Below are 22,755 nucleotides of genomic sequence, written 5' to 3'. Positions count from 1 at the left end.
TCCACCGCGTGGCTGATGGGCCTGTTTTTATTCAAACCGGGTCGGCGAATCAGCCATAAAGTGCCGTCGCATTTGCTGCCGGGGGCCGATGATGGAATTTACCGCACTGTTTCTGGCCACCGCCATCGTCATGCTGGTCGCCTGGCGCGGCCCGCGTCCGCTCGCGCTCGGTCTGTTCGCCACCGTCATGATCGCCTGCGTCGCGACCTATCTGCATCACGCCACCGACACGCTGAAACTGTCGTTCTGAGATATGCGATGACCCAAACCCGCGCCATCACCCTGAATGCGCTTGGCCTTTATGCCGTGGCGCTGGTGCTGGCGGCCGCGTTTGCCGCGCAATTCGTGCTGCACGAATTGCCCTGCCCGCTGTGCCTGCTGCAGCGCATCCTGTTCGCGACGCTGGCCATCGGCCCAATTCTGAACATCCGGTTCGGACCCCGTCCCAGCCATTACGCGATGTCGCTGTTCGCAGCCGTTGCCGGCGCGGTCGTTTCGACGCGACAGGTGCTGCTGCACATCATGCCGGGAGACGCCGGCTACGGCTCGGCGCTGCTCGGCTTTCATTATTATACCTGGGCGCTGATCGGCTTCATCGCAGCCATCGTGCTGCTCGCTTCCATCCTGCTGTTCGACCGCCAGTTCGACGACACCGCACCGCAACCGATCTCCGGCGGCGCTTTCGCGCAAGCCGCGGTGTGGCTCATGATCGGGCTGACGGCGCTGAATGTGGTCTCGACGCTGCTGGAATGCGGTTTTGGCGCCTGCGCCGACAACCCCACGGTCTACGAACTGCTCAAGCACGCCGCTTAAGGCCGTTTCGGAATGTTCAGGCCACGCTCCACGGCAGGCCGCGCCAGGCCGCGCTCCAGCCAGGCGGGCACGTGTGTGAGCGTATCGAACGCAACGATCTCACGCGCACCGTAAAAGCCGACCAGGTTGCGCACCCAGCCGAGCATGGAGATGTCAGCGATGGTAAAATCGTCGTCCATGATCCATTGCCGTCCCGCGAGGTGCGTCTCGATCACGCCCAGCAGGCGTTTTGATTCCGCGACGTAGCGCTCTAGCGGCCGCTTATCCGGAAAATCTTTGCCGGCGAATTTGTGGAAGAAGCCAACCTGGCCGAACATCGGCCCGATCCCGCCCATCTGGAAGTGCAGCCACTGGATGGTCTGGTAGCGGCGCGCAGCGTCCGAGGGCAGCAGTTTTCCGGTTTTCTCGGCAAGATATTGCAGGATCGCGCCGGACTCGAACAGGGGAAGCGGCTTGCTGCCGGGGCCATCCGGATCGAGGATCGCCGGGATCTTGCCGTTCGGGTTCAGCGACAGGAATTCGGGCGTCTTCTGGTCGTCCTTGCTGAAGTCGACGAGATGCACTTCGTAGGGCAAGCCGATCTCTTCCAGCATGATCGAGACCTTGACGCCGTTTGGCGTCGGTAGCGAATACAGCTGAAGGCGGTCGGGGTGTTTGGCTGGCCAGCGTGCGGTAATCGGAAAGGCGGAAAGACCGGACATCAAAACTCGTTCTTTGCTTGGTTCTTGTTGGGTGGCTAATGTACGGGCCTATCCGCACGTGGCAAGGGCCGGCGTTACTCATGAACGATCACCAGACGACGGAAAAACTTGGCCTGACCGACACGGAGCTTGCGGTTCATCCGACCGTGTTCGCGACCGACCTGCTCAGGGATCAGGTCGTCCTCGTCTCCGGCGGTACCGGCGGCATCGGCCGCGCGATCGTCTGGCTGTTTGCACGGCTCGGCGCGCATGTCGCCGTCATCGGCCGCAATCAGGACAAGCTCGACGCCCTCGTCGCCGAATTGGCCGGCCGAAACCTCGGGGCATCCGCCTGCGTTGCCGACATCCGGGAGCCGGATGCGATCAACGCCCTGTTCGAAACGGTCTGGGCGGCGCATGGCCGCGTCGACCATCTCATCAACAGCGCCGGCGGCCAGTTTCCGCAACCCGCAATCGACTTTTCGGTGAAAGGCTGGAACGCGGTCATCAATACCAATCTGAACGGCACCTGGTACATGATGCAGGCGGCCGCCCAGCGCTGGCGCGACCACAAGCATCCCGGCAGCATCGTCAACATCGTGGTGGTGACAACGCACGGGCTTTACGGCATCGCGCACACGATCGCGGCGCGGTCCGGCGTCATCGGATTGTCGCGCGCCGTCGCCGTCGAATGGGCGCCGCTGAACATCCGGGTGAACTGCGTGGCGCCCGGCGCGATCGAGACCGAGGGCTGGAAGGTCTACACGCCGCAAGCCCGCGCCGCCTACCCGCGCTCCAACCCGATGATGCGCGCGGGCTCGCCCTGGGACATCGCGGAGGCCAGCGTGTATCTCGCGGCGCCTTCGGGAAGATTCGTCACCGGCGAGACGCTGACGGTCGATGGCGGCGGCCAATTGTGGGGCGAGACGTGGACCACGGGCAAGCCGGCGTATTTTGGCGACTAAGGCCATCGTTCAACTGCGGCCGCCCGTCACGCCGTCCTGCCCCGCAAGCTGTCCGCGAACGCGGAAAGCATATCGGCAATTTTTCTCGCGGTTTCCGGTGCCGGCAGCGGCATTTTGAGGTTTTGCGCGCCGGTGTTTGGATCGCGCTCAATCCAGGGATGCGCGGCGGCGTCGGGATTGCTGGCAGCAGCCAGCGCGGCAATAAACTGAGCGCCAACCTGCGCCAGGGCTTGCCACGGGTCGGAATTCGTATCGCGCGGTGGCACTGCGGACCCATCGGCCCGAGCCACCGCCGTCGCTCGAGCGTCAACGCTCGGATCCGCACCGGCCGCTTCCACTGATCCCGCGCCATCGGCGGTGACTGTATTCGTCACTTCCTCTGCCGGCGTCACGGCCTCGCCCTCACCCATATTTCCGGTGACGCTCTCCACCTCCTTCATGAAGCGGCTGAGACGCGAGCCGCCGAGCGAAATCTCGCCGCTGCCGCCGTCGAGAATTCCGGCCGACAAGGAGCGTTTGAACGCCAGCGTCGAAAGCATCCCCTCCTCAATGGTGCCCTTTGCCACGAAATTGATGACCCGCACCGGTCGCACCTGACCCATGCGATGGATGCGAGCGATACGTTGTTCGAGGACCGCCGGATTCCACGGCAAATCCATGTTCACCAGGGTCGAAGCATGCTGCAGATTGAGACCGGTGCTCCCGGCATCGGTCGACAGAAACACGCGGCAGGCGGGGTCATCGCGAAAACGCTCGATCAGTGCCGGGCGCTTGTCCGACGGCACACCGCCGTGGAAACTGACGTAGCCGACCCCCCGCGCTTCGAGGCGGCGGATGACGATGTCATGGGTCCGCGTCCATTGCGAAAACACCACCGCCTTGGCGTCGGGCTCAGCGAATAATTCGTCGAACAGTGCCGCCAATTCGTCCGCCTTGACACCATGGTCGGATTCCTGATCCAGCAGGTAGGTGCTGTTGCACGACATGCGCATGTTCTGCAGGGCACACATCAGCCGCCGCTGATCCTTGTCCGACAGAAACCTGGTCTTGCGCCAGCGCCTGACGATTTTCCCCACCTCGTCGGCGTTTTCCTCATGATAATCCATCTGCGACTCCGTCATCGGCACCAGCAGGTTCTGGTCGGTCCGGCTCGGCAGTTGCCGCAGTACCTCGGATTTGCGGCGGCGAATCATGATCGGCGCCAGCGTTTGGCCGATCTTCTCCAGCCCGGTATAGCCGGTGACTCGACCGGCTTCGTCCTTGACCTGATGCTCGTGCAGCAGCTTCCAGGTTGGCCCCAGCCGATGCTGATCGACGAACTGAACGATGGAAATCAATTCCTCCAGCTTGTTTTCCAACGGCGTGCCGGTCAGCACGATAGCATAGGAGCTATCAATCCGCTTCAAGGCGCGCGCCGCAATGGTGTTCCAGTTCTTCACCCGTTGGGCTTCATCGACGATGACCAATTCGGGCGCCCATGCCGCAATCAGGTCGAGATCGGGTTGGAGTTTCTCGTAGTTCGTGATCTTGCAGAAGTCGTCGTAGGCGTAGTCCTTCTGCCGCTGCGCTCGGCCGCCGTTGATGACGCGTGCAGCATCCTCACCTTCCCGCCCCGAGAAACGCGCAATCTCGCTTTGCCATTGATATTTGAGGGACGTTGGGCAGACCACCAGAACCTTCGAGACGCCAAAATCCCGCGCCAATATTTCTGTCGCGGCGATTGCCTGTATCGTCTTGCCGAGCCCCATGTCGTCGCCGATGAGGGCCCGGCCGATCCGCACTGCGAACAGCGCGCCCTCAGCCTGGTAGGGATACAGTGGCACCTTCAAAAGAGACCGCAGCTTGGGATCAGTGGCGCCGCGCGGGAACAACTGCTCGAGCTTTGAAGCCCGACGGTCCGCGTCCCGTCTCCCGGCGACGAAATCGAGCGCATCGTCGTACGCGCGCAACTCATGACCGCTCTTCGACACCATGGTCATGAAGCGGTCCAGTTCGTCAAGGCGATCGTCCGGCAATATTCCATTGTGCCCGGCGTCGAACAAATCGGCGGCGGCCTCACTCACCTCCGGCGGGCAATCCGTTCCGGCGCGAAAATGCACGCGGCGTTTGCCATCATTACGCAGATATAACTCGGAAAACGCCGGCTGGTAACCGCGCGCGAACGCCGTCCTGGCGCCGCGTATTTTTTCCAGTCGCGCAAGCGTGAATTCCAGATGCTTGCAGGTTCCCAACTCGCTGGTGGCATAATCCGGGCATGAACAGAAATTGCCGCCCGGTCCCAAGCCTCGAATCGCCACGCGATAGCTGGACTTCGAAACGGGATTGCTGACCCGAAATTCGGAGAAAAACGGTTCGCTGCCGAGGTTTTCAAGCCCGAACGCTTGCTCGCGGCCGAATTGGCGGCGCAAGCCGCGTTGCCAGGCCAGCGGCGATAGATCGGCGGGCGCATGGGTGCGGGAGAGCTTCGGTTCCTTCTTCGGCTTGGCAGTGAAATTCAGGTTTCGGCGCTTGGATTTCATGGCAGGACGGTCCGTTCGGAAGAGGTTTCGCGGCCAACGAAGATTTCGAACAAGCCGAGTTCGCGGCCCAACGGCTTCATCCTAGAACAATCCGCGCAAGGGTTCGACTGGCCTCATGCTCATATTTGGGGACGTTTAATAGCCATCGGTCGAGATAGCCTAGATCGCTCCCGCTCAATCATTGCTGGCGAAATATCAGATCTGCTTCTGCAACACCGTCACATGCAGACGACGGCGGATTTCCATTCCCTGCCGCTGGTAGAGCGCGATCGCGGATGTGTTGTTCGAAAACACATGCAGGAACGGAATCTCTCCGCGCGACACGATCTGGCGGGCAACCGCGCCAAGCAGCATTTGCGCGTAGCCGCGGCCGCGGTGATCGGGATGCACGCAGACGGCCGTCATCTCGGTGTAATGGCCGGGCTTCATTCGCTCGCCCGTCATCGCGACGAGCTGACCGTCGATGCGGATGCCGAGAAAAGTACCCAGCTCATGGGTGCGCGCGCTGAAGGGGCCGGGTTTTGTGAGCTCGGTCAACGCGATCATCTCTGGAACATCGTTGACACCGAGTGTGACGGTCTCAACCCCAGGAAGCGAGCTTTCCGCGGGCGTTCCAATCATCTGCTCTCCAGTTTCGGCAAGCAGAATCTTGAACTCATCGGGCGCGGTCACGGCGTCTGGCGTGAACAACACGGCGATTTCGGATCCGGACAGGATCGCGCCGAGCGCGGCGAAACTCTTTGGCGACATATCCACCATGTCCGCGAACGGCGCGATCGCAGGCGGATAACGCCGTGCCATGGCACCGCCTTCCGCCAAGGACTGTTGCCGGGTCGTCAGCGCGCTCCAGATCGGACGATCAAGCGGATGCACCGGAACCGGACGGCTTTCACTTGCCACGCGCATGCTGATCGAACGCGCTGAGCACGGCGAGCGTCATGGCCGTAACGCCGGTTTCAATGGTCGGCTTCGGCACCGGGGCGAACAGCGGCGAATGATTCGACGGCAGTTCAGGTCCGGTGCCGTTGTTTGCCGCGACGAAGCGTTCAAGTTCGTAGACGCCGATGTTGAAAAACATCGACGGCACCCCAGCATTGACAAACTCGGAATAATCCTCGCTCGGCGTGCCCGGAGGAGAGGTCCTGAACTTGTCGCCGAACGCGGCCTTCAGCACCTTTTCGGCGGTCGCCACCACCTGGGGATCGTTCATCACAGCCTTGGCGCCCTCGGTGATCTTGATATCGGGCGCGGGCGCATCCGACATCGCGGCGGCGGCCTTCGCGGTCCGCTCGATCCCCGCCAGCATTTTGGCGCGGACCTCGGGCTTGAAGGTACGGATGGTTCCGCGCAGCAGCACGTCGTCGGGAATGATGTTTTCGGCCGTCCCGCCCTGAATAGCACCGATGCTGACCACGCCGAATTCGGTCGGGTCCTTTTCGCGGCTGATCACGCTTTGCACGTCGACGACGAAGCGTGCGGCCATCATCACGGGATCGATGGTTCGCTGCGGCGCCGCGCCGTGACCACCGCGGCCGTGGAACGTAATTTCGAGGCTGTCGGAATTCGACGAGCCGATGCCGACGCGATAGCTGATGTAGCCGTAGGGGAACGGCCCGTCGTGCAGGGCAAAGCCGAAATCGGGCTTCTTGAAGCGCGTGAACAGGCCATCGGCCAGCATGGCCTTGGCGCCCGATACGGTTTCTTCGGCCGGCTGGGCGATGAACATCAGGGTGCCCTGCCACTGGTCCTTCAGGCCGACCAGCGTCTTTGCCGTCCCTACCCAACTCGCCATGTGGATATCGTGGCCGCAGCTATGCGCCACAAAGGTCTCGCGCCCGTTCCAAACGGTCTTGTCGTGGCTTGCGTAGGAAAGGCCGGTCTTCTCTTCCATCGGCAGCGCGTCGAGCTCGGTGCGCACCATGATGGTGGGACCGTCGCCGTTTTTGTAGATCGCGACCAGGCCGGTCTTGCCGACCTTCTCGGTAACCTCGAAACCGAGCGCGCGCATTTCAGCGGCGAGCTTTGCGGCGGTCTTCACTTCCTGGAAGGCGATCTCCGGATGGGCGTGGATATCCTTGTAGAGGGCATCCAGCTTTGGATAGTCGGCTTCGACCGATTGCTCGATCGTAGCCTTGAGCCGCGCAACGTCCATCTCCGCGTGCGCGGGCAAGAACGTCGCCACACACAGCGCGGCAGACATCAGGAAAGGCTTGGCAAAATGTTTCATGGCACTGACGCTCCCTGTGTGCCCAAATCCGGATTTCACGATCGAACACGAATTGCACGAGACGGACAACTTGAACCCCCGATAGATGGGTGTCTAGAGCATCGGTTCTGATCGAATCAGAACCAATGCGCTAGATTCTTGTTTTGACGCGTTTTCTTCACGCGAACCGGCATCCACTTCGCTCGAAAACGCTCTAGCCTGCCGCGCTGTCATCGAGACTAACGATCACGGCGGCATTGGCGATGAGGATGGAATCACTGCCCTGCTCGGCAGGAATCTCCAGTCCGCCCTTCACCGCGGTCACGGTCACCGTGCCGTAAGGCAGCTCTTTCGCGACCGCAGCGGTGTCGACCGAGCTCGGGTCCGGCACGCCGATCGTGACGTCGACGAACATGTCCTTTGCGGTCTTGCCCAGCATCCTGAAGAACCCGAGACTGGAATGGCGGATCGCGTCCGAGACCGCCCGCTTGGCCGCCTTCGTCGCATCGCCGCCGTGAACATCAACGCCCATGCCCATTTCAGTGATACAGCGCACGCGTGCCATCGGTTTTTTGCTTTCGTTAGGGTGCGAGGGATATCGATCTTGAGCGAGAGTTTCGCGCCAAGGCGTTCGGAACGCAAGCGGCTCGCAAGTTCGAGTCAATCTCAGAGAGCTGAGGGAAAAACGAAAACGATCCCGCGGCGCGATGCGCCCGAGCGGTGCCAGAGCCTTTCCCCCCGTGATAACAGAGGGCGCAGGAAATGCCGGGTGCCCGATGCGCCCGCAGCCTCGTGTGCAACATTCCGAATGCTGCGATCTCAGGAGGTCGTGTCCTCCGGCGACGGCGTCGAGGCGCGGCCCCTTCGTCGTCTGGAGATCAGCTTCAGCCAGGGCCCCAAATGGAAGGCACTCATCAGCAGGTACATCGGCGCCATTCCGCTCAGCGGCGACGCGGCCGAGCAGAGCATCTCCGGCGGGCCGCTGGCGGGAACACCCGTAAGCAACGCCATGATGGCGAAGGTCGGCGCGGCCGCGAGGCATAGCCAGTCGGCTGCGCGGAGCGTGGCGGCGCGGCCGCTTTCGTGACGGATCACGCCGCTCGCGCGTTCGCCGGTGTAAGCCTCACCCATGATTTCTCTCCGGCAACGTCCCGCGGTGGCGCCGACGACATCCATGACCGCGCTCATCGCTTGTCGTACTGATCATGGTGGCGCCACCAGAGGCCCGTCTCGTTGCGCCCTCTCGGGGCACGGTCGAGCCACTGGTACATGCCCCACAGGCCATCCAGTCCGCGCGCATAGGTGGAATAGGTGTGGTAGACGACGCCGTCCTCATGCGTGAACGCGCTCATGCCCGGCCGCTGGCGCATGAACCCGGCGGTGTCGGTTCCGGCCATGGCAGCGAAGGCGACAGGCCCCTCGGCGGCGGCTTCCGGCTTGGCGTCCAGCACATGGCCGCTGCGCTTGTAGTTGTAGTCGATGCCCCCAGCGCGCTGTTGCTGCTCGGTGATCGACACGTTGAAGTCGAAGTTGAACTCGCCGCCCTGCGAGGACGCCCAGGGGAACGTCCACCCCATCCGCCGCTTGAACGCCTGCAGTTTTGCCAGCGGAGCCAGCGACACCGCGGAAAGCATGACGTCATGGTTCGCCAAATGGACGGCGAAGCCGTTGAAGCCATCCGCGATCGCCGAGCAGGACGGACACCCCGCCGCATAATCGGGCCCGAACATGAAATGGTAGACGAGGAGCTGCGAGCGCCCTCTGAACAGGTCCACCAGCGAGGCGGCCCCTTCCTCGGTCTCGAATCGGTACGCCTTGTCGACGCGCACCCACGGCAGCGCCTGGCGCCGCCGCGCCAGTTCGTCGCTGCGCCGCGTCAGGTCCTTCTCCGCCTCGAGCAGTTCGAGCCGCGCCGTCAGCCATTGTTCACGCGTTCCGGTCGTGTGTATCGTCATTGTTTTCTCCTGTCGTTTGTCGCCCGCAGCGTTCGCGATACGGCTTGCTGGTTGGTGGTCGTGAGATAGATTAGGGCCCGATATCGGAGGGGTGGGAGTGACAAGTGTGTCGGGATTTAGATGGACTCGCTGATTACGGCCGCGGCGCGCGCGCTTGCGGCGGGTGATCCCCTCGGCGCACTGAACCGGGTCGCCCTGCGCGACGACGCGCCGGCGCTGGCACTCCGGGGCATCGCAATGGCGCAGCTCGGCGATTTCAGTCGAGCGAAAACGCTGCTGCACAGTGCGGCGCGCGCCTTCGGTCCGAAGGAGGCGGTGGCCCGCGCGCGGTGTGTCGTTGCGGAAGCCGAGATCGCGCTGGTCTCGCGCGACCTGGGCTGGCCTGCAAAAACGCTCGACGCCGCGCGGATCACGCTCGAAGCGCATGGCGACCGGCTGAATGCCGCGCATGCGCGCTATCTCGAGGTCCGGCGCCTGCTCCTGATCGGGCGCGTCGACGCCACCGAGCAGGCGCTTGCCGGGCTCGATCCCGCCCCCTTCCCGCCCGCATCGCGGGCCGCCCACGAGCTTGTGGTTGCGGGGATCGCGATGCGACGCCTCCACGCCAGGGCCGCGCGCGCAGCCCTCGCCCGGGCCGAGCGCGCGGCGCGCCATGCCGGCATCCCTGCGCTGACCGCGGAGATCGAAAGCGCCTCTTTCATGCTGAACACACCGGCGGCACGCCTGATCGCGCGTGGCGAGGAGCGCCCTCTTCTGCTTGATGAGGTCGAAACGTTGCAGGCGTCGAAAGCGCTGGTCGTGGACGCCCTCCGTCATGTCGTGCGTGACCCGCGCGCGGCGGTCTCGCTCGCCAGGCGTCCGGTGTTGTTCGCGCTCGCCCGCGCGCTGGCCGAGGCGTGGCCGAAAGACGTGCCGCGGGACGTGCTCGTGGCCCGGGCCTTCGGCGGCAAGCACGCCGATGAATCGCATCGCGCCCGGTTGCGGGTCGAGATCGGGCGGCTGCGCACATTGCTGCGGACGCTGGCCGGCGTGAACGCGACCAGCCAGGGCTTTGCGCTGACGCCGCGCCGCGCCCGCGAGGTCGTCGTGCTGGCGCGGCCGGTCGACGAGCGGCATGCGGCGGTGCTCGCCTTCCTCGCCGATGGCGAATCGTGGTCGAGTTCGGCGCTGGCGCTGGCGCTCGGCGCCAACCAGCGCACCGTGCAGCGGGCGCTCGACGCGCTTGCGGCAGCCAGCAAGGTGCAGTCGTTTGGCCGCGGCCGCGCGCGTCGCTGGATGACCCCGTCGGTGCCGGGATTCGCGACGACCTTGTTACTCCCCGCGCCGCTGCCGAGCGACTAGGATGCAGACGCAACCAGAGCGTTTTCAAGCGAAGTGGGTACCGGTTCGCGTGAAGAAAACGCGTCAAAACCAGGAGTCCGGAGCTTCGGTTCTGATTCAATCAGAACCGAAGCTCTGGGAAGGAACCATGAAAAAATCAGCCGCCGAGATCATTCGTGAGTATGGACCCCTGCCGGGCATCGACCGCATCGGCGGGGTTACGTTTGACGGCCAACACGTCTGGCTTGCGTGCGGAGACAAGTTGAACGCGCTCGATCCCGCGAGCGGCAAGACGGTGCGCGCGATCGATGTCCCAGCCCATGCGGGAACGGCCTTCGACGGCCGGCATCTGTTCCAGATCGCCGAGGATCGCATCCAGAAGATCGACCCGGACACCGGCCGTGTGCTCTCGACGATCCCAGCGCCCGGCGGCGGCGGCGACTCCGGGCTCGCCTGGGCCGAAGGCACGCTCTGGGTCGGGCAGCATCGGGAGCGCAAGATCCATCAAATCGATCCGCAAACCGGCGCGATCCTTCGCACCATCGAATCCAACCGCTTCGTCACCGGGGTCACCTGGGTCGACGGCGAACTCTGGCATGGCACCTGGGAAGGCGACGAGAGCGATGTGAGGCGGATCGATCCCGAAACCGGAGAGGTTTTGGAGCGGCTCGAGATGCCGCCCGGCGTCGCCGTGTCCGGCCTCGAGTCCGATGGCGGCGATCAATTCTTCTGCGGCGGCGGGGGAAGCGGAAAGCTGCGAGCCGTCCGCCGGCCGAAGCGAGGCTGAGCGGCCTGCCGGCTCAACTATCCACCGGCTTGTCCGAATCCCCCGAGAGCAGGCAGGGATACAGCGGCTTGAAGGCAAACTTGTCGTCGCCCTTGCCCCGGTCGAAGCGGAGCACGACGTCATAGCGATCGCCATCCCACTTGGTCGGCAGCTTGCCTTTGCTGACCGGAATCCGCGGCAGGATGTCGGAGATGATCGCCTTGTGCTCCCAGCACACCAGCGCGACGCCTTTCAGCGGCAGCAGCGCGTTCACCAGGTGTTTTTCGTCGCCCTTGCCGAAGCCTTCATTGGGCGTCAGCTTGAGTCGGGCCGCCAACGCCGAAATGGTTTCGGCGGGACGACGGCTCGGCCCCTTGTTCGGGTCGTTGTCCGCGCCGGGCGTGGCGGCGTAGATCGCCTGCGGGGCGGGATAGTCCTTGTCGGAAAGCCCGGCGCCAAACAAGGCTGCCCAGGCGCCGGCGCGTTGCCATCCCCGGATCACCAGCGACTCCGTGTCCGAAACGCCATCATCCATAAAGCCCGGCCCCGGCCAGGTCTCACCGGGCTTTTCACCGTGACGAATGATAAAAATCGTGAGTGCGTCCATCTCTGGCCTCATGGAAGTTGTCGTTCTGAAACTTTACCGAAGGATATTCGGTATCGCAACTATAGCGGCGCATATCACGTTATCTCTACTAAAGAATGTTTGTGCGGTTCTGCCCATTCTCAAGGCTAACGATCACGACGGTGTGACGGCTTTGGTGGGAACATTCAGACAGCGATGGATGCAAGTCCGCATGCGCGCGGCGCGATGCGCCCTCACCCATCCTCAGTTTTTAATCCTCCCGCAGCGTGAAGACCGCACAAGGCGTGGCGATGCCGCGCAAATCCTGCTCACCGAGCGAGATCAGCTTCATGTTCGTCTCGGCTGCGACCGCGCCCGAGATCAGCACGCTGCGGCCAAGCGGCCGGCATAGTCCTTCGAGTCGGCTGACAAGATTGACGGCGGGACCGATCGCGGTGAAATCCAGCCGGTCGGCGGTGCCGATGTTGCCCCACAGCATCTCGCCGAGGTGCAACGCTGCGCCGAAGGGCAGCGGCGGCAGGCCTTGCTGTTGGCGTGTCCTGTCGAGATGTGTCATTCCGGCCCGGGCCGCGCCGACGGCGCTGAGCGCAGCGTCGCAGGCGGCGGAAGGCGATCGCTCGCCGATCGGAAAAATCGCAAGCACCCCGTCGCCGATGAATTTCAGCACCTCGCCTCCGAACGCGTGAACGGCGCCGGCGATGCGGTCGAACCAGGCGTCGAGTGCTGTGACCACCGCCTCCGGCGCCATCGTCTCGGACAGCGCCGTGAAATCGCGCAGATCACCAAACAGAAGCACCGCGCGGATGGTCTCGCCGGTTTGGCGCCGCAGCCGTCCCGCCAGCACCTGCGCCGCGCTGCGCCGGCCGAGATAAGCCTCGAGCAGCGCTGCGAGCGTCGATCGCGTTGCTAGCACGGCGAGCGGTGCCGCGGCGAAACGCGCCGCCTGGTGCAGCAACGCAGATTCCTGCCCGGTGAGCGGCCGCAAGATCGACCAGCCAAGTTCGGGACCATCCGGCGCGGGACCGGCGACATCCTGTTGCACCACCGCGCCGCCAAGCCGCGTCAGCCAATCGCGGCCGACATTGTCCTGCCCGGACCCGGCCGAGCCCAAAGCCTCGAAGCCCAGCGCCTCGATCACCACGCCGGTCTCCGCCCGCCATAGCCAGGTGCGGCGCGCGATCATTGGATGCGGCGCCGCCAGCGTCAATGCACCGCCGGCGAGCGGCAAATCATCGGCGATCAGCCGTGCGCCGAGCGCGGCCAGGAAATGGTCAGCGCTATCAGCGGTGCTGGCCTCGTCGAGCAGCCACGCAAGGGTGATGGGCAACTTCATGCGGGAACAATGCGGCCGCGGCGGAGACCTGTCACCATGGCATCGTTACCAAACTGGGCTCGCAGGCAGGAATGTGCTTTTATCCAGCACGGAGCAACGGAGGCTTCCGATGATCGAACCGCTCATCGTCCGGCGCGAGGTCCACATAGCGGCACCGCCAGCGACCGTGTTCGCTTTCCTCACCGATCCCCAGAAAATCCTGCGATGGATGGGCACGGAGGCGACGATGGAACCGCATCCCGGCGGCCTTTACCTCGTCAACGTTACCGGCAAGGACGTCGCCCGCGGCAGGTTCACCGAGGTTATTCCGGTCCACCGCCTCGCCTATAGCTTCGGCTGGGACGAGCGTGACAAAAATGTACCGCCGGGCTCGAGCCTGATCGAGATCGACCTGATCGATCATGAGGCGAACGGGACGCTGTTGCGCATGACCCATAGCGGCCTGCCGGACGCTGCGAGCTGCGCCAACCATGACAAGGGCTGGACCCACTATTTCGCAAGGCTGGCTCAAGCCGCCTCCGGCGGCGATCCCGGTCCCGACCCCAACCGCAAGGTAGCCTGACGCATTTTAGTGTTCCGGCTCGCTCGCGAGGCCGACGATGGCCTCCTTGTCGACTTTGTCCATCGCTCATTCCTCCTCCGCCGTCGCCTTGATCAGAGTGTCGCGGAGCGTCACGATGCTTTTCTGCAGGCGCGCGAATTCGTCCGGCTTGAGCCCGCTCGACTTCACCAGCTTCATGTGCATGCCCTTCTCGCGCAGCCTTCGGCCGGCGTCGGTGAGGCTTACGCGCACCTGCCGCTCGTCTGCGGGATCGCGCTGCCGGCGCAAATAACCCATCGCTTCAAGCTTTTTCAGGACCGGCGTGAGGGTGTTGGATTCGAGGAACATCTTGTCGCCGAGATCGCTCACGGTCTGGCCGTCCTCTTCCCACAGCGCCACGATCGCGATCCATTGCGGGTAGGTAAGCCCGAGTTCATCGAGGCCCTGCTTGTAGGCCCGCCCGTAGGCGAGGTTAGCCGAATAGATCGCAAAGCACAGGAAGTCGGCAAGGCGCCGGTCGCTCGCGGCCGGTTTCTGCTTCGCTTTTGAATGGTCTCTGGAATTGGCCTTGGGATTGTCCATGGGATTATCCTTGGGATTGGCCTTGGAACCGTCTTTCAGCGTCATGGGGCACCCTTCCGACACGAACATGTGAAGCCTCGCACCCATATATATCGTATCCGATTAAATCGGAAGGGTTGACATCGGAAGTGCGGTGGCTTTTATACATCGTATCCGATTCGATCGTACACGATATAACTCAATCAACCGCCGCACACCCTTCCAAACACCAAGGAGAGAACCATGACAGACATCAAGGAACGAACCGGGACGACTGCAATTGAGACCCCGAAAGCACCGGCGGTCGAGCTGAAGCTCGAGATCGCCGTCATCCCGGTTTCCGACGTCGATCGCGCCAAGGCGTTCTACACCGGCCTGGGCTGGCGACTCGACGCCGACTTCGCCTCCGGTGACGATTGGCGCGTGATCCAGTTCACGCCGCCCAGCTCGCCGGCCTCCGTCATCTTCGGCAAGAACGTCACCGCGGCAGCCCCCGGCTCCGCCCAGGGACTCTATCTGATCGTCTCCGACATCGAGGCCGCCCGCAACGAACTGCGCAGCCGCGGTGCTGACGTCGGTGAAATCTTCCACCCCGTCGGCGACAAACACACCGGCACCGACGAGCCCTATCTGTCGGGGCGACACCGGGTCAGCGGCCTGGATCCTCACCGTGGCAGCTACCGCTCCTACGCCTCGTTCAGGGATCCCGACGGCAATGGCTGGCTGCTGCAGGAAATCACCACGCGATTGCCTGGACGCGTGGATGCGCACGGCGCGAGTTTCGCCTCGTCGACTGATCTTGCCGCCGCGCTCCGGCGTGCGGCGGCCGCGCATGGCGAGCACGAGAAACGGAACGGCGGCCAGCACGATGCCAACTGGCCGGACTGGTACGCCGACTACATCGCCCGCGAGCAGGCCGGCGAGCCGCTGCCGTCGTAAGCCGCGGCCCCCGATCGTTACACACGGGTTCACTGACGCATAACAGGAGGTTCACATGACGACGGTTCGAAGCTTGGCTTTGGCGGCGCTGATTTTCGCAAGCGGTCTGACGCTGCCCCCGGCGCTGGCGCAGCAGCCGGGCGTCAAGCGTACCGACCTGCAGCGGCACGATCTCAGCGCCCCCGGGCGCGAGGCGGTCCAGGTGCGGGTCGATCTCGCGTCCGGCGTGGCGTTCGGCAAGCATACGCATCCGGGCGAAGAGATCATCTATGTCCTCGAAGGCACGCTTGAGTATCAGATCGAGGACAAGCCGCCGGTGACGCTCAAGCCCGGCGACGTCCTCTTCATTCCCGCCGGAACGGTCCATTCGGCGAAGAACGTCGGCAGCGGCACCGGCAGTGAACTGGCGACCTACATCGTCGAGAAAGGCAAGCCGCTGCTCACACTGGTGAAGTGACGGCGGCTTCAGGAAGTAACAGGGGTCCAGGATGATGACAACGCGAAAGCTCCTCATATTGGGTGTGCTGTTGATCGTCGTGCTCCTTGCCATAGCGCAATTCGGCCCATCGCTGCTGTTTCGGTGAAGCAACAACGCCGCGGCCAATTCGGCTCTCGACAAGTTGAAGATATGATTATTGTCATTCCATTGATCGGCGCGGCGTAGCGACTAGCTCAGTAGTAGTTCCTGTTAAGGAGAAGTCCAATGACCAAGCCAACCGAAAAGTCCGGATACCATCGCTATGAACTCGTGCACGGCGACGATGCCGACTTCGTCGCCTACCAGCGCCATCTCGGCGATGGCGTCTGGCAGACGTTTTCGACGTGGATGATCCCGCACGCGGCCTGTGACTGACCCATCCGGTCAACCCGAAGCCGTCCGGCGTGAACTTCACGCAGGCACCGGCTCGGGCTCGGCTTTCGCCGCCGGGAACGGCCTGAAGGTCAATGCGATCACGAAGGCGCCAAGGCCGAACGCCCAGGAACCGATATAGAGCCAAGCGTAGCTGGCAAAGGTGTCGTAGATCAAACCTCCGGCCAGCGGTCCCGTCGCCATGCCGAGGCTGCCAGCCATGGCGGTGCCGCCGATCACCGTGCCCATCATCCGCAGCGGAAAATTTTCGCGCGCCAGCACGGAATAGAGCGGCATGGTGCCGGCGTAGATGAAGCCAAAGATCGCGGCGACGGCGTAGAACGCGGCAAGCTCGCGCACGAAGACGTAGCCGAGTGCGCCGAACGCCTGGGCGAGCAGCCCTGTGACCAGCACGCGCTTGGCGCCGAAGCGGTCGCCGAGCAGGCCGAACGCGATGCGGCCGCCCATCCCCGCCAATCCCTCCACGCTGTAGATCGTAACGGCTGATATCAGCGGTATGCCGCAGCTGACGGCATAACTCACGGTATGGATGATCGGGCCCGAATGCGTGGCGCAACAGAAGAAGTTCGTCAGCAGCAACACGATGAACTGCGGCGAGCGCAACGCTTGCCCAAGCGACATCTCGGATTGCGACGCGCCAGCGCCGGCCGGGGCGGAATGCGCAGCTTCCAGCGCCGGCGCGCGGCGAACCAGCAGCGAGACCGGGATCATGATGCACGCAACGACCGCGGCCACGATCTGCATCGAGGTACGCCAGTCGTGGTTCGAAACCAGCCAGGCCGCCAGCGGCGACATCGTCATCGGCGCCATGCCCATGCCGGCCGACACCAGCGAGACCGCGAGGCTGCGATGGGTGTCGAACCAGCCGGTGACGGTCGCCATCATCGGGGCGAAGATCGCGGAGATCGAGCCGCCGACCATCAGTCCGAACATGATTTGGAACGACAGGAGCGAGGTCGCCCGGCTGGCCAGCGCCAGGCTTGCTGCCAGCACGATCGACCCGGTGAGCACCACCGGCAGCGGCCCCACCCGATCGGACAAGGTGCCCCAGGCCATGCTGGTGCAGGCCATCGCGAGGAAGCCGATCGTCATCGCGCTGGACACGCCGGTGACCGACCAGCCGGTATCCCGCGCAATAGGTTGCAGGAAAACCGGCAGCGAAAACATGCCGCCGATCGCGACGCAGCCGAGCAGACCACCGGCCGCGACAATCACCCAGCGATAGCGAGAATTGGTCATTCGTGGTCTCCAGTGCAGCTCCCTCTGGATGGTAGACGAACGAGACCGGCCGGAACCGACAGGCTGACGGGGGTGCCCGCTGATTTTTTTTGTGAGGCGACGGGTCCGGCAATTAGCGACCAGCCCGTTTGCATCCCGGCTGCGGCGCGATCTCTTCCAGCGCGCGGACGGTGACAAGATCGCGGCCTTTGGTCCTGGCGATGAACATTATCGTCGCGCGGTAGTCCACGAGCAAGTGACCGGGCCCAGGTGGTGATCGCGAGGGTCATTTCTTGCCTTGTGGGTAGATCGTCTCGCCGCGCTTGAGCATCGCGACAAAGGCCTCGATTTTCTTCTTCCGGCCGGCTTCGGTTTTCATGTTATGAGTGCGAAAGGCCAGCGAGAAGCGGTTCTGCGCACTGAGTTTCGCCAGCATTGCCTTTGCCTTGGGCTCGGCATCGATCGCGGCTTGCAGATCATCCGGGATTTTCATGTCCTTGCCGCTCTTATAGGCGCGCGCCCAGCGCCCGTCGGACTTGGCCTGATCGACCTCCTTTAACCCGTGTTCAGTCATCCGGCCTTCCTTGATCAGCCGGGCGACGTTATCGACGTTGATCTGGCTCCAGATGCTTTTGCTGGTACGCGGCGTGTAGCGCTGGAGAAAGCTCTTGTCGTCGAAGCCCTTGCGGAGGCCATCGATCCATCCCCAGCAAAGTATGACGTCGATGGCTTGTTTCGGAGTGATCGATTTGATCCCCGAATCCACCTTGTAGATCTTGATCCAGATCTCACCTTCCCTGTCGTGGTGCTTGCCGAGCCACTTATGAAAGCTCTCTGCGTCACTGAACGTGCGGATATTGTCGGGATTGATTTTGACGGGTGCCATCAACAGTCCTGTCCAGTGCCTGTAGCGCTCTGCGGTTAGCGATCAGCCAGTTTGCATCCCGGCTGCGGCGCAATCTCTCCCAGCGCGCGGACGGTGACAAGGTCGCTGCCTTTCGTTTTGGCGATGAACATGTTCATGGTCGCGTGGTGGTCGTGGCCGATGGTCACGGGCCCTGTCGGCGATGGAATGATCAGACCCGCCATGGCGTCGACGATGGCCTCCTTGTCGACCTTGCCGGCCTTCTCGATCGCCGCCTTGAGCGCGATCAGCGTGTTGTAGTGCGTCATGACATAGTTCGACACCGCGACGTCGGCGCCCGCCTCGGCGCGGGCCTTGGCGACGAACGCCTTGACGGAAGGCTCGTCGCTGGTCGCCACCGACGGCACCACCGTGACCATGTTCTGGCCCTTGCCGCGGAAAATGCCGAGATCGACCTCCGACAATCCCAGGAATGCGATCGTCGTGTCCTTCAGCAATCCCCGGTCATCCGCCTGCCGGATGAAATCCATGCCGTCGCCCTTCAGCGCGAACAGCAGCACTTTTGCCTTGGACGCCGCCACCTGCGCGATCAGCGGCATGAAATCGGTCTCGGTCCCCAGCGTATATTTGATACCGACGACCTTGCCGCCGAGCTTCTCGATCAGAGGCTGCGCCAGATCGAACATCTGGTGCGGCCAGAACCGGTCGGCGCCCAGCAGGAAATAGCTGTTGCCGATGGTCTCGTTGACATAGGGCAGCAATTGGCCCAGTTCCTGGTTCGGAACCGTGCTGAACGCGAAAACATATCGGCTGCATTTGCCGCCTTCGTAGTTCGTGGCGTAGAGCAGCGGCGTTTTCAGGTTTTCCGCGACCGGCACGATCGCATTCAGGTTTGCCGAGGTGATGGGGCGACGACCGCCACGACGCCGTCGCGTTCGATCAACTCGTGCGTGGCCGCCACCGCGGATTCCGGACGGGTCCTGTCGTCGGCATAGATCACCTCGACAGGCCTGCCGAGGATCCCGCCCGCCGCGTTGATGTCCTTGACCGCGAGGTCAAGCCCAAGCTTGGCCTGCTGGCCGTACAGCTCGACGCCACCGGAAAACGGCAGCACCGCGCCGACGCGGATCGGCTCGGCGGCACCGACACCGGTTGAAGGGCCGCACGCTCCGCCGCCAACCAGCAACGCGAAGGTGATGCATTTGATCGACCGCAACTTCATGCGCGTTTTCCCCTCCCCGACTCAGATCGGCCGTGGCTGAGCCTACCGCAGCATCATGGAAATTATGCCAGGACGCCGTCATTTTCTGGCCGAAACCTGCGAGGTATGCTCCGCGCGCCGAGCGAGTGTGCCGCTCTTTGACTCATTCCCGCGCTTCTATCGACGCCTCCGCGTCAGCGATGCCGCGCCTCACCGGATTAGCCGTCGCGTTTGCGAAAGGCAGCCTCGCCGGCGTCCGACACCTTGACCCATTTCGGGTCGGGCGCGGCGTTGGGGACGTAACTGTCATTCCAGTTCCACCATTTGTACGGCCGGGTCTGGGGGTAGCCCTCGGGCGAGTCCTCCCACTCCTCCTGACGCCCGAGCGCCGTCATGTCGAGGTAGCTCCAGACGGTACCCATCGCCTCGTCGCCGCGGCTGTTGATGAGGTAGGTGCGGAACACGCGATCGCCGTCGCGGATGAACGCGTTGTGGCCGTGCCATTCATCCACCCCGAAGTCGGCGTCGAAACTATCGGTGATGGTAACCCACGGGATTTCCCAGCCCATCCGCGCTTTCAGGCGCGCGATGTCGGCCTGCGGTGCGCGCGAGGCAAATACAAGCGTCGTGTCGCGCGCGTTGAGATGCGCGAGATGAGAGACCTGGTCGGCCCCGAGCGAACAGCCGATGCAGGCATGCTCCGGCCAGCCGTGCACGCCGGGCTCGAAGAAGGCGCGGTAGACGATCAGTTGTCGGCGCCCCTGGAACAGGTCAAGCAGGCTCGCCTTGCCCCCGGGCCCGTCGAACGCATAGGCCTTTTCCACGGCAACCCACGGCATCCGCCGCCGCTCCGCGGCCAGCGCGTCCCGGGCGCGGATCATGGCCTTCTCCTTGACGAGAAGCTGCTCGCGCGCCGCCTCCCACGCCTCCGGCGACACAATCGGCGGCGTATTCATGGCGGGCTGTCCTTGTTTCCGGTTTTTCTCGGGTGAAGTAATCGTGGTCATCGCAACCTCCTTATTAGAGCGGCCTCTCGTGTCTGCGGACTGGAACGCGCCACTGTTCACGGCCGATCGCTCGCTGTTGGTCGAGTTAGTATCGCCGCCAGACCTCGAACGCCGGGAGTGACAAATGTGACGCGATTCATGTTTGGCCGCGCTGCCGGGGGAACTAAGCGTGACCGACCCCAGTTCCTCGCCCTGGTTCTTTTATGCGCACGATCAGACGGTCGAGCAATCTAAGCTGGGGCCACATCGTCGGCGATGGTCCGAGCCGCCTTGAGCTGATGACGCACCAGAAAATAGAATGCGACGATGTGCGTGATCATCAGCACGGGTACGTAGATGATCGGGATCGCGTAGGTGGCGCCCAATTCCCCGGCCTTCGCAGGGAGGTCGACCTGCACCGCGTGGTAATAGTCGAGGATCAGATCGACAAACCCCACCAGATTGAAGGCGACGACGAACAGCCAAAACAGCGGACGGATTCTGACCGTGAGCAGCGCCAGCAAGGCCAGCACGCCGGTTGCAAAATCCCAGTAGGCGGCGAACACGGCGAAGCTGGCCGGCAGATCGGGGCTGACCACGCCCGGAAGGATGAAGACGAGCCCGAAGAAGCGGAAGCTGTGCAGCGTAGCGATCGCACGTTGCGCTTCGAAATGGTCCATCGCTTTGAGCCGGGGCCAGATGTACACGCCAAAGCAAAGCAGCCACGCGACATACCCGAGGACGAGATGGGTCTGGAACAGGATTTCCGTAGGCATTTTGGCCTCCTATCAGCAGTCGATTTACGCGGCCTCGAACACCGCGGTTAGAATGCCGAGCCGGCCTTCCATGAGATTTCTCCCGAGGTTGGCGGAAAGCTGTGCGAAGTCCGGCCCCATCACCACGCCGAGATTTGGCGAAGGCGGCGGCCCCGATGCGCGCAGCTGGGTGACCCACGCCTTGGCCGCCTCGGTGTCGTCTTGCCAGACAACCGCGCGGAAACCGGCCGGTTCGATCGTCTCGCGTGTCACGGCGGCTGTCAGAAGAAAGCTGGTTGCGGGCGTCCGCGCCCACGGCACGGGATAATGCGGCTCACCGCCGTTCGAGACGACGTCGAAAGTCGCGAACCTGCCACCTGTCTTCAGCACGCGACGGATCTCGCGGTAGAGCCGCGCCCGGTCGGAGATGTTCATCGCCACATGCTGCAGCAACACGGCGTCAAAGCGGCCGTCGTCAAACGGAAGCTCCAGTGCGCTGGCGGTCTGGAACGACACCTGCCCGCTCTGTCCGGTGCGCTCGGTCAGATAGCGCGCGGCATCCACGAATGGCTCAGAGAGGTCGACGCCCGTCACCCGGCAGCCATAGGTCGCAGCCAGAAAGCGCGCCGGTCCGCCGACGCCCGAGCCGACATCGAGAACCGACATGTCGGCGGTGATCCCCGCCAACCTGGCAAGCTCGGTGGTCGCTGCGAGCCCACGGGTGTGAAACTGGTCGAGGGCGCCCAGTTGCTCGGGCGTGAGCCGCTGATCCTCCGGCCCGAGGGCCATGAGCGCCGTCTTCAGCCGTTCGGTCAGGCCGGGGCTGCGATAGTGGTCGCGCACGTCATCAAGGACATCGGTCATTGCAAGGTTCCTCCTAGCGTCGCATCAACTGGCGCAGCGACAGCGCGTGCAGCAGGATCAGCCGAACGGCAAGGGCCGGAAGGCCGCTCTCCGGAAGCACTGGTAGCGAGTAGTTCAACCACGTCCACAGTACCGTGAATGGGACGGTCCAAAGCAGGCTGCGCCAAGCGGGACGCGATGGAATCATGGCTGCGGAAACAGAATCGGTGGTCATCGGCAGTCCTCTGCGCGAGTCTCGACCTTATGGCCGGTGCTCGGGATTGGTTGCGAGCAAGCCGAGCGGCAGCAGTGGACCGACGGCGATGTACTCGTGGTCCATCAGATCCTGCTTGCCCAATGGAAGGCCGTCCATGATCGTGTGCGCCTCGCCGACATCCCGGGTATCCAGCAGAAAGACGACTCCGCGACCATCACCGCGCGAATACCACTCGCGAATCTTCCCACCGAGATAGAGCTGCACCGTCTGCCGGATTTCAGCCGGCATCACGGCCATGACTTGTTCGCGCGTGACGCCCGCCTTCACGGTGAGGATGACCATCACCCCGGTGGTTGTGGGCGAGGTGGCTTGGGCTTGGGCAACGGATGGATGGGCCATGGAAATAACACCTGTCAGAGTTAGGGTAAGGACCAGGACGACGTTCAAGGCGGCGTTATGAATTGCTTTCATCGGTCTCGTTTCTCGGATCACGGCGGTCACCTCCGGTTCTCTGAGATAGCCATGATGTCGCGAATGTTCGGGCTCGACATCGGCGGCGCTCCTGATTTGCAACCCGGATGTACGACCGCTTCCCGTGAGCGACTATCCGCGATA

General features: G+C 63.4%; 26 protein-coding genes and 1 pseudogene. 9 read left to right on the top strand and 18 right to left on the bottom strand.

The genetic code is table 11. The features are described from left to right. Positions 1-91 precede the first annotated feature (91 nt). Together V1289_RS42595 and V1289_RS42590 are read left to right on the top strand one after the other, a co-directional pair. On the top strand, positions 92-250 hold the full coding sequence (locus V1289_RS42595; protein ID WP_334405444.1) for a DUF5993 family protein: 159 nt from the start codon (positions 92-94) through the stop codon (positions 248-250). Positions 251-258: 8 nt separating this feature from the next. Beyond that, on the top strand, positions 259-813 hold the full coding sequence (locus V1289_RS42590; protein ID WP_334405443.1) for a disulfide bond formation protein B: 555 nt from the start codon (positions 259-261) through the stop codon (positions 811-813). On the opposite strand, the gene V1289_RS42585 is transcribed toward V1289_RS42590, so the two are convergent. Continuing rightward, a complete protein-coding gene (locus tag V1289_RS42585; RefSeq protein ID WP_334405442.1) occupies positions 810-1,514 on the bottom strand; it encodes a glutathione S-transferase family protein in 705 nt (234 codons plus the stop codon). The two genes, V1289_RS42590 and V1289_RS42585, sit on opposite strands and share 4 nt — an antisense overlap. Before the next feature lie 80 nt (positions 1,515-1,594). Here V1289_RS42585 and V1289_RS42580 point away from each other — a divergent pair, with 80 nt between their 5' ends. Then, on the top strand, positions 1,595-2,458 hold the full coding sequence (locus tag V1289_RS42580) for an SDR family oxidoreductase (RefSeq protein ID WP_334405441.1): 864 nt from the start codon (positions 1,595-1,597) through the stop codon (positions 2,456-2,458). 26 nt (positions 2,459-2,484) lie between these two features. On the opposite strand, the gene V1289_RS42575 is transcribed toward V1289_RS42580, so the two are convergent. The 6 genes from V1289_RS42575 to V1289_RS42550 form a co-directional block, all read right to left on the bottom strand. Next, positions 2,485-4,977 carry a DEAD/DEAH box helicase gene (locus V1289_RS42575; RefSeq protein WP_334405439.1) on the bottom strand — a complete coding sequence of 831 codons (2,493 nt, stop codon included), beginning with the start codon at positions 4,975-4,977 and terminating at the stop codon, positions 2,485-2,487. A gap of 195 nt (positions 4,978-5,172) precedes the next feature. Beyond that, positions 5,173-5,883 carry a GNAT family N-acetyltransferase gene (locus V1289_RS42570; RefSeq protein WP_334405437.1) on the bottom strand — a complete coding sequence of 237 codons (711 nt, stop codon included), beginning with the start codon at positions 5,881-5,883 and terminating at the stop codon, positions 5,173-5,175. Next, positions 5,867-7,204 carry an amidohydrolase gene (locus V1289_RS42565; protein ID WP_334405435.1) on the bottom strand — a complete coding sequence of 446 codons (1,338 nt, stop codon included), beginning with the start codon at positions 7,202-7,204 and terminating at the stop codon, positions 5,867-5,869. The genes V1289_RS42570 and V1289_RS42565 overlap by 17 nt, the downstream gene beginning before the upstream one ends. A 193-nt stretch (positions 7,205-7,397) precedes the next feature. Beyond that, a complete protein-coding gene (locus tag V1289_RS42560; RefSeq protein ID WP_334405433.1) occupies positions 7,398-7,748 on the bottom strand; it encodes a Lin0512 family protein in 351 nt (116 codons plus the stop codon). Positions 7,749-8,002: 254 nt separating this feature from the next. Then, the gene (locus tag V1289_RS42555; RefSeq protein ID WP_334405431.1) at positions 8,003-8,314 is read right to left on the bottom strand and encodes a hypothetical protein; all 312 of its coding nucleotides are present in this window, start codon (positions 8,312-8,314) and stop codon (positions 8,003-8,005) included. A 53-nt stretch (positions 8,315-8,367) separates the two neighbouring features. Beyond that, positions 8,368-9,138: a DUF899 domain-containing protein gene (locus V1289_RS42550; protein WP_334405429.1), complete on the bottom strand. Its 771-nt coding sequence runs from the start codon at positions 9,136-9,138 to the stop codon at positions 8,368-8,370. A 120-nt stretch (positions 9,139-9,258) separates the two neighbouring features. Between V1289_RS42550 and V1289_RS42545 the strand changes: the two genes are divergently transcribed. Next, positions 9,259-10,479, top strand: a complete 1,221-nt coding sequence (locus V1289_RS42545; RefSeq protein ID WP_334405427.1) for a helix-turn-helix domain-containing protein — start codon at positions 9,259-9,261, stop codon at positions 10,477-10,479. Between the two features lie 127 nt (positions 10,480-10,606). Then, on the top strand, positions 10,607-11,245 hold the full coding sequence (locus tag V1289_RS42540) for a Vgb family protein (RefSeq protein ID WP_309184360.1): 639 nt from the start codon (positions 10,607-10,609) through the stop codon (positions 11,243-11,245). Between the two features lie 13 nt (positions 11,246-11,258). On the opposite strand, the gene V1289_RS42535 is transcribed toward V1289_RS42540, so the two are convergent. Together V1289_RS42535 and V1289_RS42530 are read right to left on the bottom strand one after the other, a co-directional pair. Next, positions 11,259-11,831 (bottom strand): histidine phosphatase family protein, encoded by a 573-nt coding sequence (locus V1289_RS42535; protein ID WP_334405423.1) that lies wholly within the window; start codon positions 11,829-11,831, stop codon positions 11,259-11,261. 229 nt (positions 11,832-12,060) lie between these two features. Continuing rightward, positions 12,061-13,143 carry an adenylate/guanylate cyclase domain-containing protein gene (locus tag V1289_RS42530; protein ID WP_334405421.1) on the bottom strand — a complete coding sequence of 361 codons (1,083 nt, stop codon included), beginning with the start codon at positions 13,141-13,143 and terminating at the stop codon, positions 12,061-12,063. Between the two features lie 109 nt (positions 13,144-13,252). Between V1289_RS42530 and V1289_RS42525 the strand changes: the two genes are divergently transcribed. Continuing rightward, a complete protein-coding gene (locus V1289_RS42525; RefSeq protein ID WP_074277433.1) occupies positions 13,253-13,705 on the top strand; it encodes an SRPBCC family protein in 453 nt (150 codons plus the stop codon). A 66-nt stretch (positions 13,706-13,771) separates the two neighbouring features. Here the strand turns inward: V1289_RS42525 and V1289_RS42520 are convergent, their stop codons facing one another. Next, positions 13,772-14,266 (bottom strand): MarR family winged helix-turn-helix transcriptional regulator, encoded by a 495-nt coding sequence (locus V1289_RS42520; RefSeq protein ID WP_442896229.1) that lies wholly within the window; start codon positions 14,264-14,266, stop codon positions 13,772-13,774. A 222-nt stretch (positions 14,267-14,488) separates the two neighbouring features. On the opposite strand from V1289_RS42520, the gene V1289_RS42515 reads away from it, so the two are divergent. From V1289_RS42515 to V1289_RS42505, 3 genes are all read left to right on the top strand, one after another. After that, entirely contained in the window at positions 14,489-15,184 is a 696-nt protein-coding gene (locus V1289_RS42515; RefSeq protein ID WP_334405416.1) for a VOC family protein, read from the top strand. Positions 15,185-15,239: 55 nt separating this feature from the next. After that, positions 15,240-15,641, top strand: a complete 402-nt coding sequence (locus V1289_RS42510; RefSeq protein WP_334405414.1) for a cupin domain-containing protein — start codon at positions 15,240-15,242, stop codon at positions 15,639-15,641. A gap of 246 nt (positions 15,642-15,887) precedes the next feature. Next, complete coding sequence (locus tag V1289_RS42505; RefSeq protein ID WP_309184354.1) at positions 15,888-16,037, top strand: hypothetical protein; 150 nt, start codon at positions 15,888-15,890, stop codon at positions 16,035-16,037. A 36-nt stretch (positions 16,038-16,073) separates the two neighbouring features. Here V1289_RS42505 and V1289_RS42500 read toward each other — a convergent pair whose 3' ends face one another. The 8 genes and pseudogenes from V1289_RS42500 to V1289_RS42465 all read right to left on the bottom strand — a co-directional run bounded on the left by V1289_RS42500 (position 16,074) and on the right by V1289_RS42465 (position 22,641). After that, the gene (locus V1289_RS42500; protein ID WP_334405412.1) at positions 16,074-17,294 is read right to left on the bottom strand and encodes an MFS transporter; all 1,221 of its coding nucleotides are present in this window, start codon (positions 17,292-17,294) and stop codon (positions 16,074-16,076) included. A gap of 265 nt (positions 17,295-17,559) precedes the next feature. Further along, positions 17,560-18,159, bottom strand: a complete 600-nt coding sequence (locus V1289_RS42495; RefSeq protein WP_334405410.1) for a YdeI/OmpD-associated family protein — start codon at positions 18,157-18,159, stop codon at positions 17,560-17,562. Positions 18,160-18,194: 35 nt separating this feature from the next. After that, positions 18,195-19,340, bottom strand: a pseudogene (locus tag V1289_RS42490) (substrate-binding protein); the annotation flags it as partial. A 217-nt stretch (positions 19,341-19,557) separates the two neighbouring features. Next, a complete protein-coding gene (locus V1289_RS42485; protein WP_334405408.1) occupies positions 19,558-20,346 on the bottom strand; it encodes a DUF899 domain-containing protein in 789 nt (262 codons plus the stop codon). A gap of 230 nt (positions 20,347-20,576) precedes the next feature. Next, on the bottom strand, positions 20,577-21,101 hold the full coding sequence (locus V1289_RS42480) for a hypothetical protein (protein WP_334405406.1): 525 nt from the start codon (positions 21,099-21,101) through the stop codon (positions 20,577-20,579). A gap of 24 nt (positions 21,102-21,125) precedes the next feature. Next, positions 21,126-21,944 (bottom strand): class I SAM-dependent methyltransferase, encoded by an 819-nt coding sequence (locus V1289_RS42475; protein ID WP_334405404.1) that lies wholly within the window; start codon positions 21,942-21,944, stop codon positions 21,126-21,128. A 13-nt stretch (positions 21,945-21,957) separates the two neighbouring features. Further along, a complete protein-coding gene (locus V1289_RS42470; RefSeq protein WP_334405402.1) occupies positions 21,958-22,158 on the bottom strand; it encodes a hypothetical protein in 201 nt (66 codons plus the stop codon). 27 nt (positions 22,159-22,185) lie between these two features. Then, positions 22,186-22,641 (bottom strand): hypothetical protein, encoded by a 456-nt coding sequence (locus tag V1289_RS42465; RefSeq protein ID WP_334405400.1) that lies wholly within the window; start codon positions 22,639-22,641, stop codon positions 22,186-22,188. Positions 22,642-22,755: the final 114 nt, after the last annotated feature.

This window comes from Bradyrhizobium sp. AZCC 2289 (genome assembly GCF_036924615.1).
Lineage (GTDB): Bacteria > Pseudomonadota > Alphaproteobacteria > Rhizobiales > Xanthobacteraceae > Bradyrhizobium.
This window is presented reverse-complemented; position numbering and strand designations above follow the sequence as displayed.

Bases quoted from the DNA above. Each gene is read 5' to 3' on its own strand.
- V1289_RS42510 (WP_334405414.1), top strand. From the start codon at position 15,240: ATGACGACGGTTCGAAGCTTGGCTTTGGCGGCGCTGATTTTCGCAAGC.
- V1289_RS42590 (WP_334405443.1), top strand. From the start codon at position 259: ATGACCCAAACCCGCGCCATCACCCTGAATGCGCTTGGCCTTTATGCC.
- V1289_RS42580 (WP_334405441.1), top strand. From the start codon at position 1,595: ATGAACGATCACCAGACGACGGAAAAACTTGGCCTGACCGACACGGAG.
- V1289_RS42560 (WP_334405433.1), bottom strand. From the start codon at position 7,748: ATGGCACGCGTGCGCTGTATCACTGAAATGGGCATGGGCGTTGATGTT.
- V1289_RS42520 (WP_442896229.1), bottom strand. From the start codon at position 14,266: ATGGACAATCCCAAGGCCAATTCCAGAGACCATTCAAAAGCGAAGCAG.
- V1289_RS42515 (WP_334405416.1), top strand. From the start codon at position 14,489: ATGACAGACATCAAGGAACGAACCGGGACGACTGCAATTGAGACCCCG.
- V1289_RS42540 (WP_309184360.1), top strand. From the start codon at position 10,607: ATGAAAAAATCAGCCGCCGAGATCATTCGTGAGTATGGACCCCTGCCG.
- V1289_RS42585 (WP_334405442.1), bottom strand. From the start codon at position 1,514: ATGTCCGGTCTTTCCGCCTTTCCGATTACCGCACGCTGGCCAGCCAAA.
- V1289_RS42525 (WP_074277433.1), top strand. From the start codon at position 13,253: ATGATCGAACCGCTCATCGTCCGGCGCGAGGTCCACATAGCGGCACCG.
- V1289_RS42535 (WP_334405423.1), bottom strand. From the start codon at position 11,831: ATGGACGCACTCACGATTTTTATCATTCGTCACGGTGAAAAGCCCGGT.
- V1289_RS42545 (WP_334405427.1), top strand. From the start codon at position 9,259: ATGGACTCGCTGATTACGGCCGCGGCGCGCGCGCTTGCGGCGGGTGAT.
- V1289_RS42485 (WP_334405408.1), bottom strand. From the start codon at position 20,346: ATGACCACGATTACTTCACCCGAGAAAAACCGGAAACAAGGACAGCCC.
- V1289_RS42530 (WP_334405421.1), bottom strand. From the start codon at position 13,143: ATGAAGTTGCCCATCACCCTTGCGTGGCTGCTCGACGAGGCCAGCACC.
- V1289_RS42500 (WP_334405412.1), bottom strand. From the start codon at position 17,294: ATGACCAATTCTCGCTATCGCTGGGTGATTGTCGCGGCCGGTGGTCTG.
- V1289_RS42575 (WP_334405439.1), bottom strand. From the start codon at position 4,977: ATGAAATCCAAGCGCCGAAACCTGAATTTCACTGCCAAGCCGAAGAAG.
- V1289_RS42550 (WP_334405429.1), bottom strand. From the start codon at position 9,138: ATGACGATACACACGACCGGAACGCGTGAACAATGGCTGACGGCGCGG.
- V1289_RS42505 (WP_309184354.1), top strand. From the start codon at position 15,888: ATGACCAAGCCAACCGAAAAGTCCGGATACCATCGCTATGAACTCGTG.
- V1289_RS42475 (WP_334405404.1), bottom strand. From the start codon at position 21,944: ATGACCGATGTCCTTGATGACGTGCGCGACCACTATCGCAGCCCCGGC.
- V1289_RS42480 (WP_334405406.1), bottom strand. From the start codon at position 21,101: ATGCCTACGGAAATCCTGTTCCAGACCCATCTCGTCCTCGGGTATGTC.
- V1289_RS42595 (WP_334405444.1), top strand. From the start codon at position 92: ATGGAATTTACCGCACTGTTTCTGGCCACCGCCATCGTCATGCTGGTC.
- V1289_RS42565 (WP_334405435.1), bottom strand. From the start codon at position 7,204: ATGAAACATTTTGCCAAGCCTTTCCTGATGTCTGCCGCGCTGTGTGTG.
- V1289_RS42495 (WP_334405410.1), bottom strand. From the start codon at position 18,159: ATGGCACCCGTCAAAATCAATCCCGACAATATCCGCACGTTCAGTGAC.
- V1289_RS42555 (WP_334405431.1), bottom strand. From the start codon at position 8,314: ATGGGTGAGGCTTACACCGGCGAACGCGCGAGCGGCGTGATCCGTCAC.
- V1289_RS42570 (WP_334405437.1), bottom strand. From the start codon at position 5,883: ATGCGCGTGGCAAGTGAAAGCCGTCCGGTTCCGGTGCATCCGCTTGAT.
- V1289_RS42470 (WP_334405402.1), bottom strand. From the start codon at position 22,158: ATGACCACCGATTCTGTTTCCGCAGCCATGATTCCATCGCGTCCCGCT.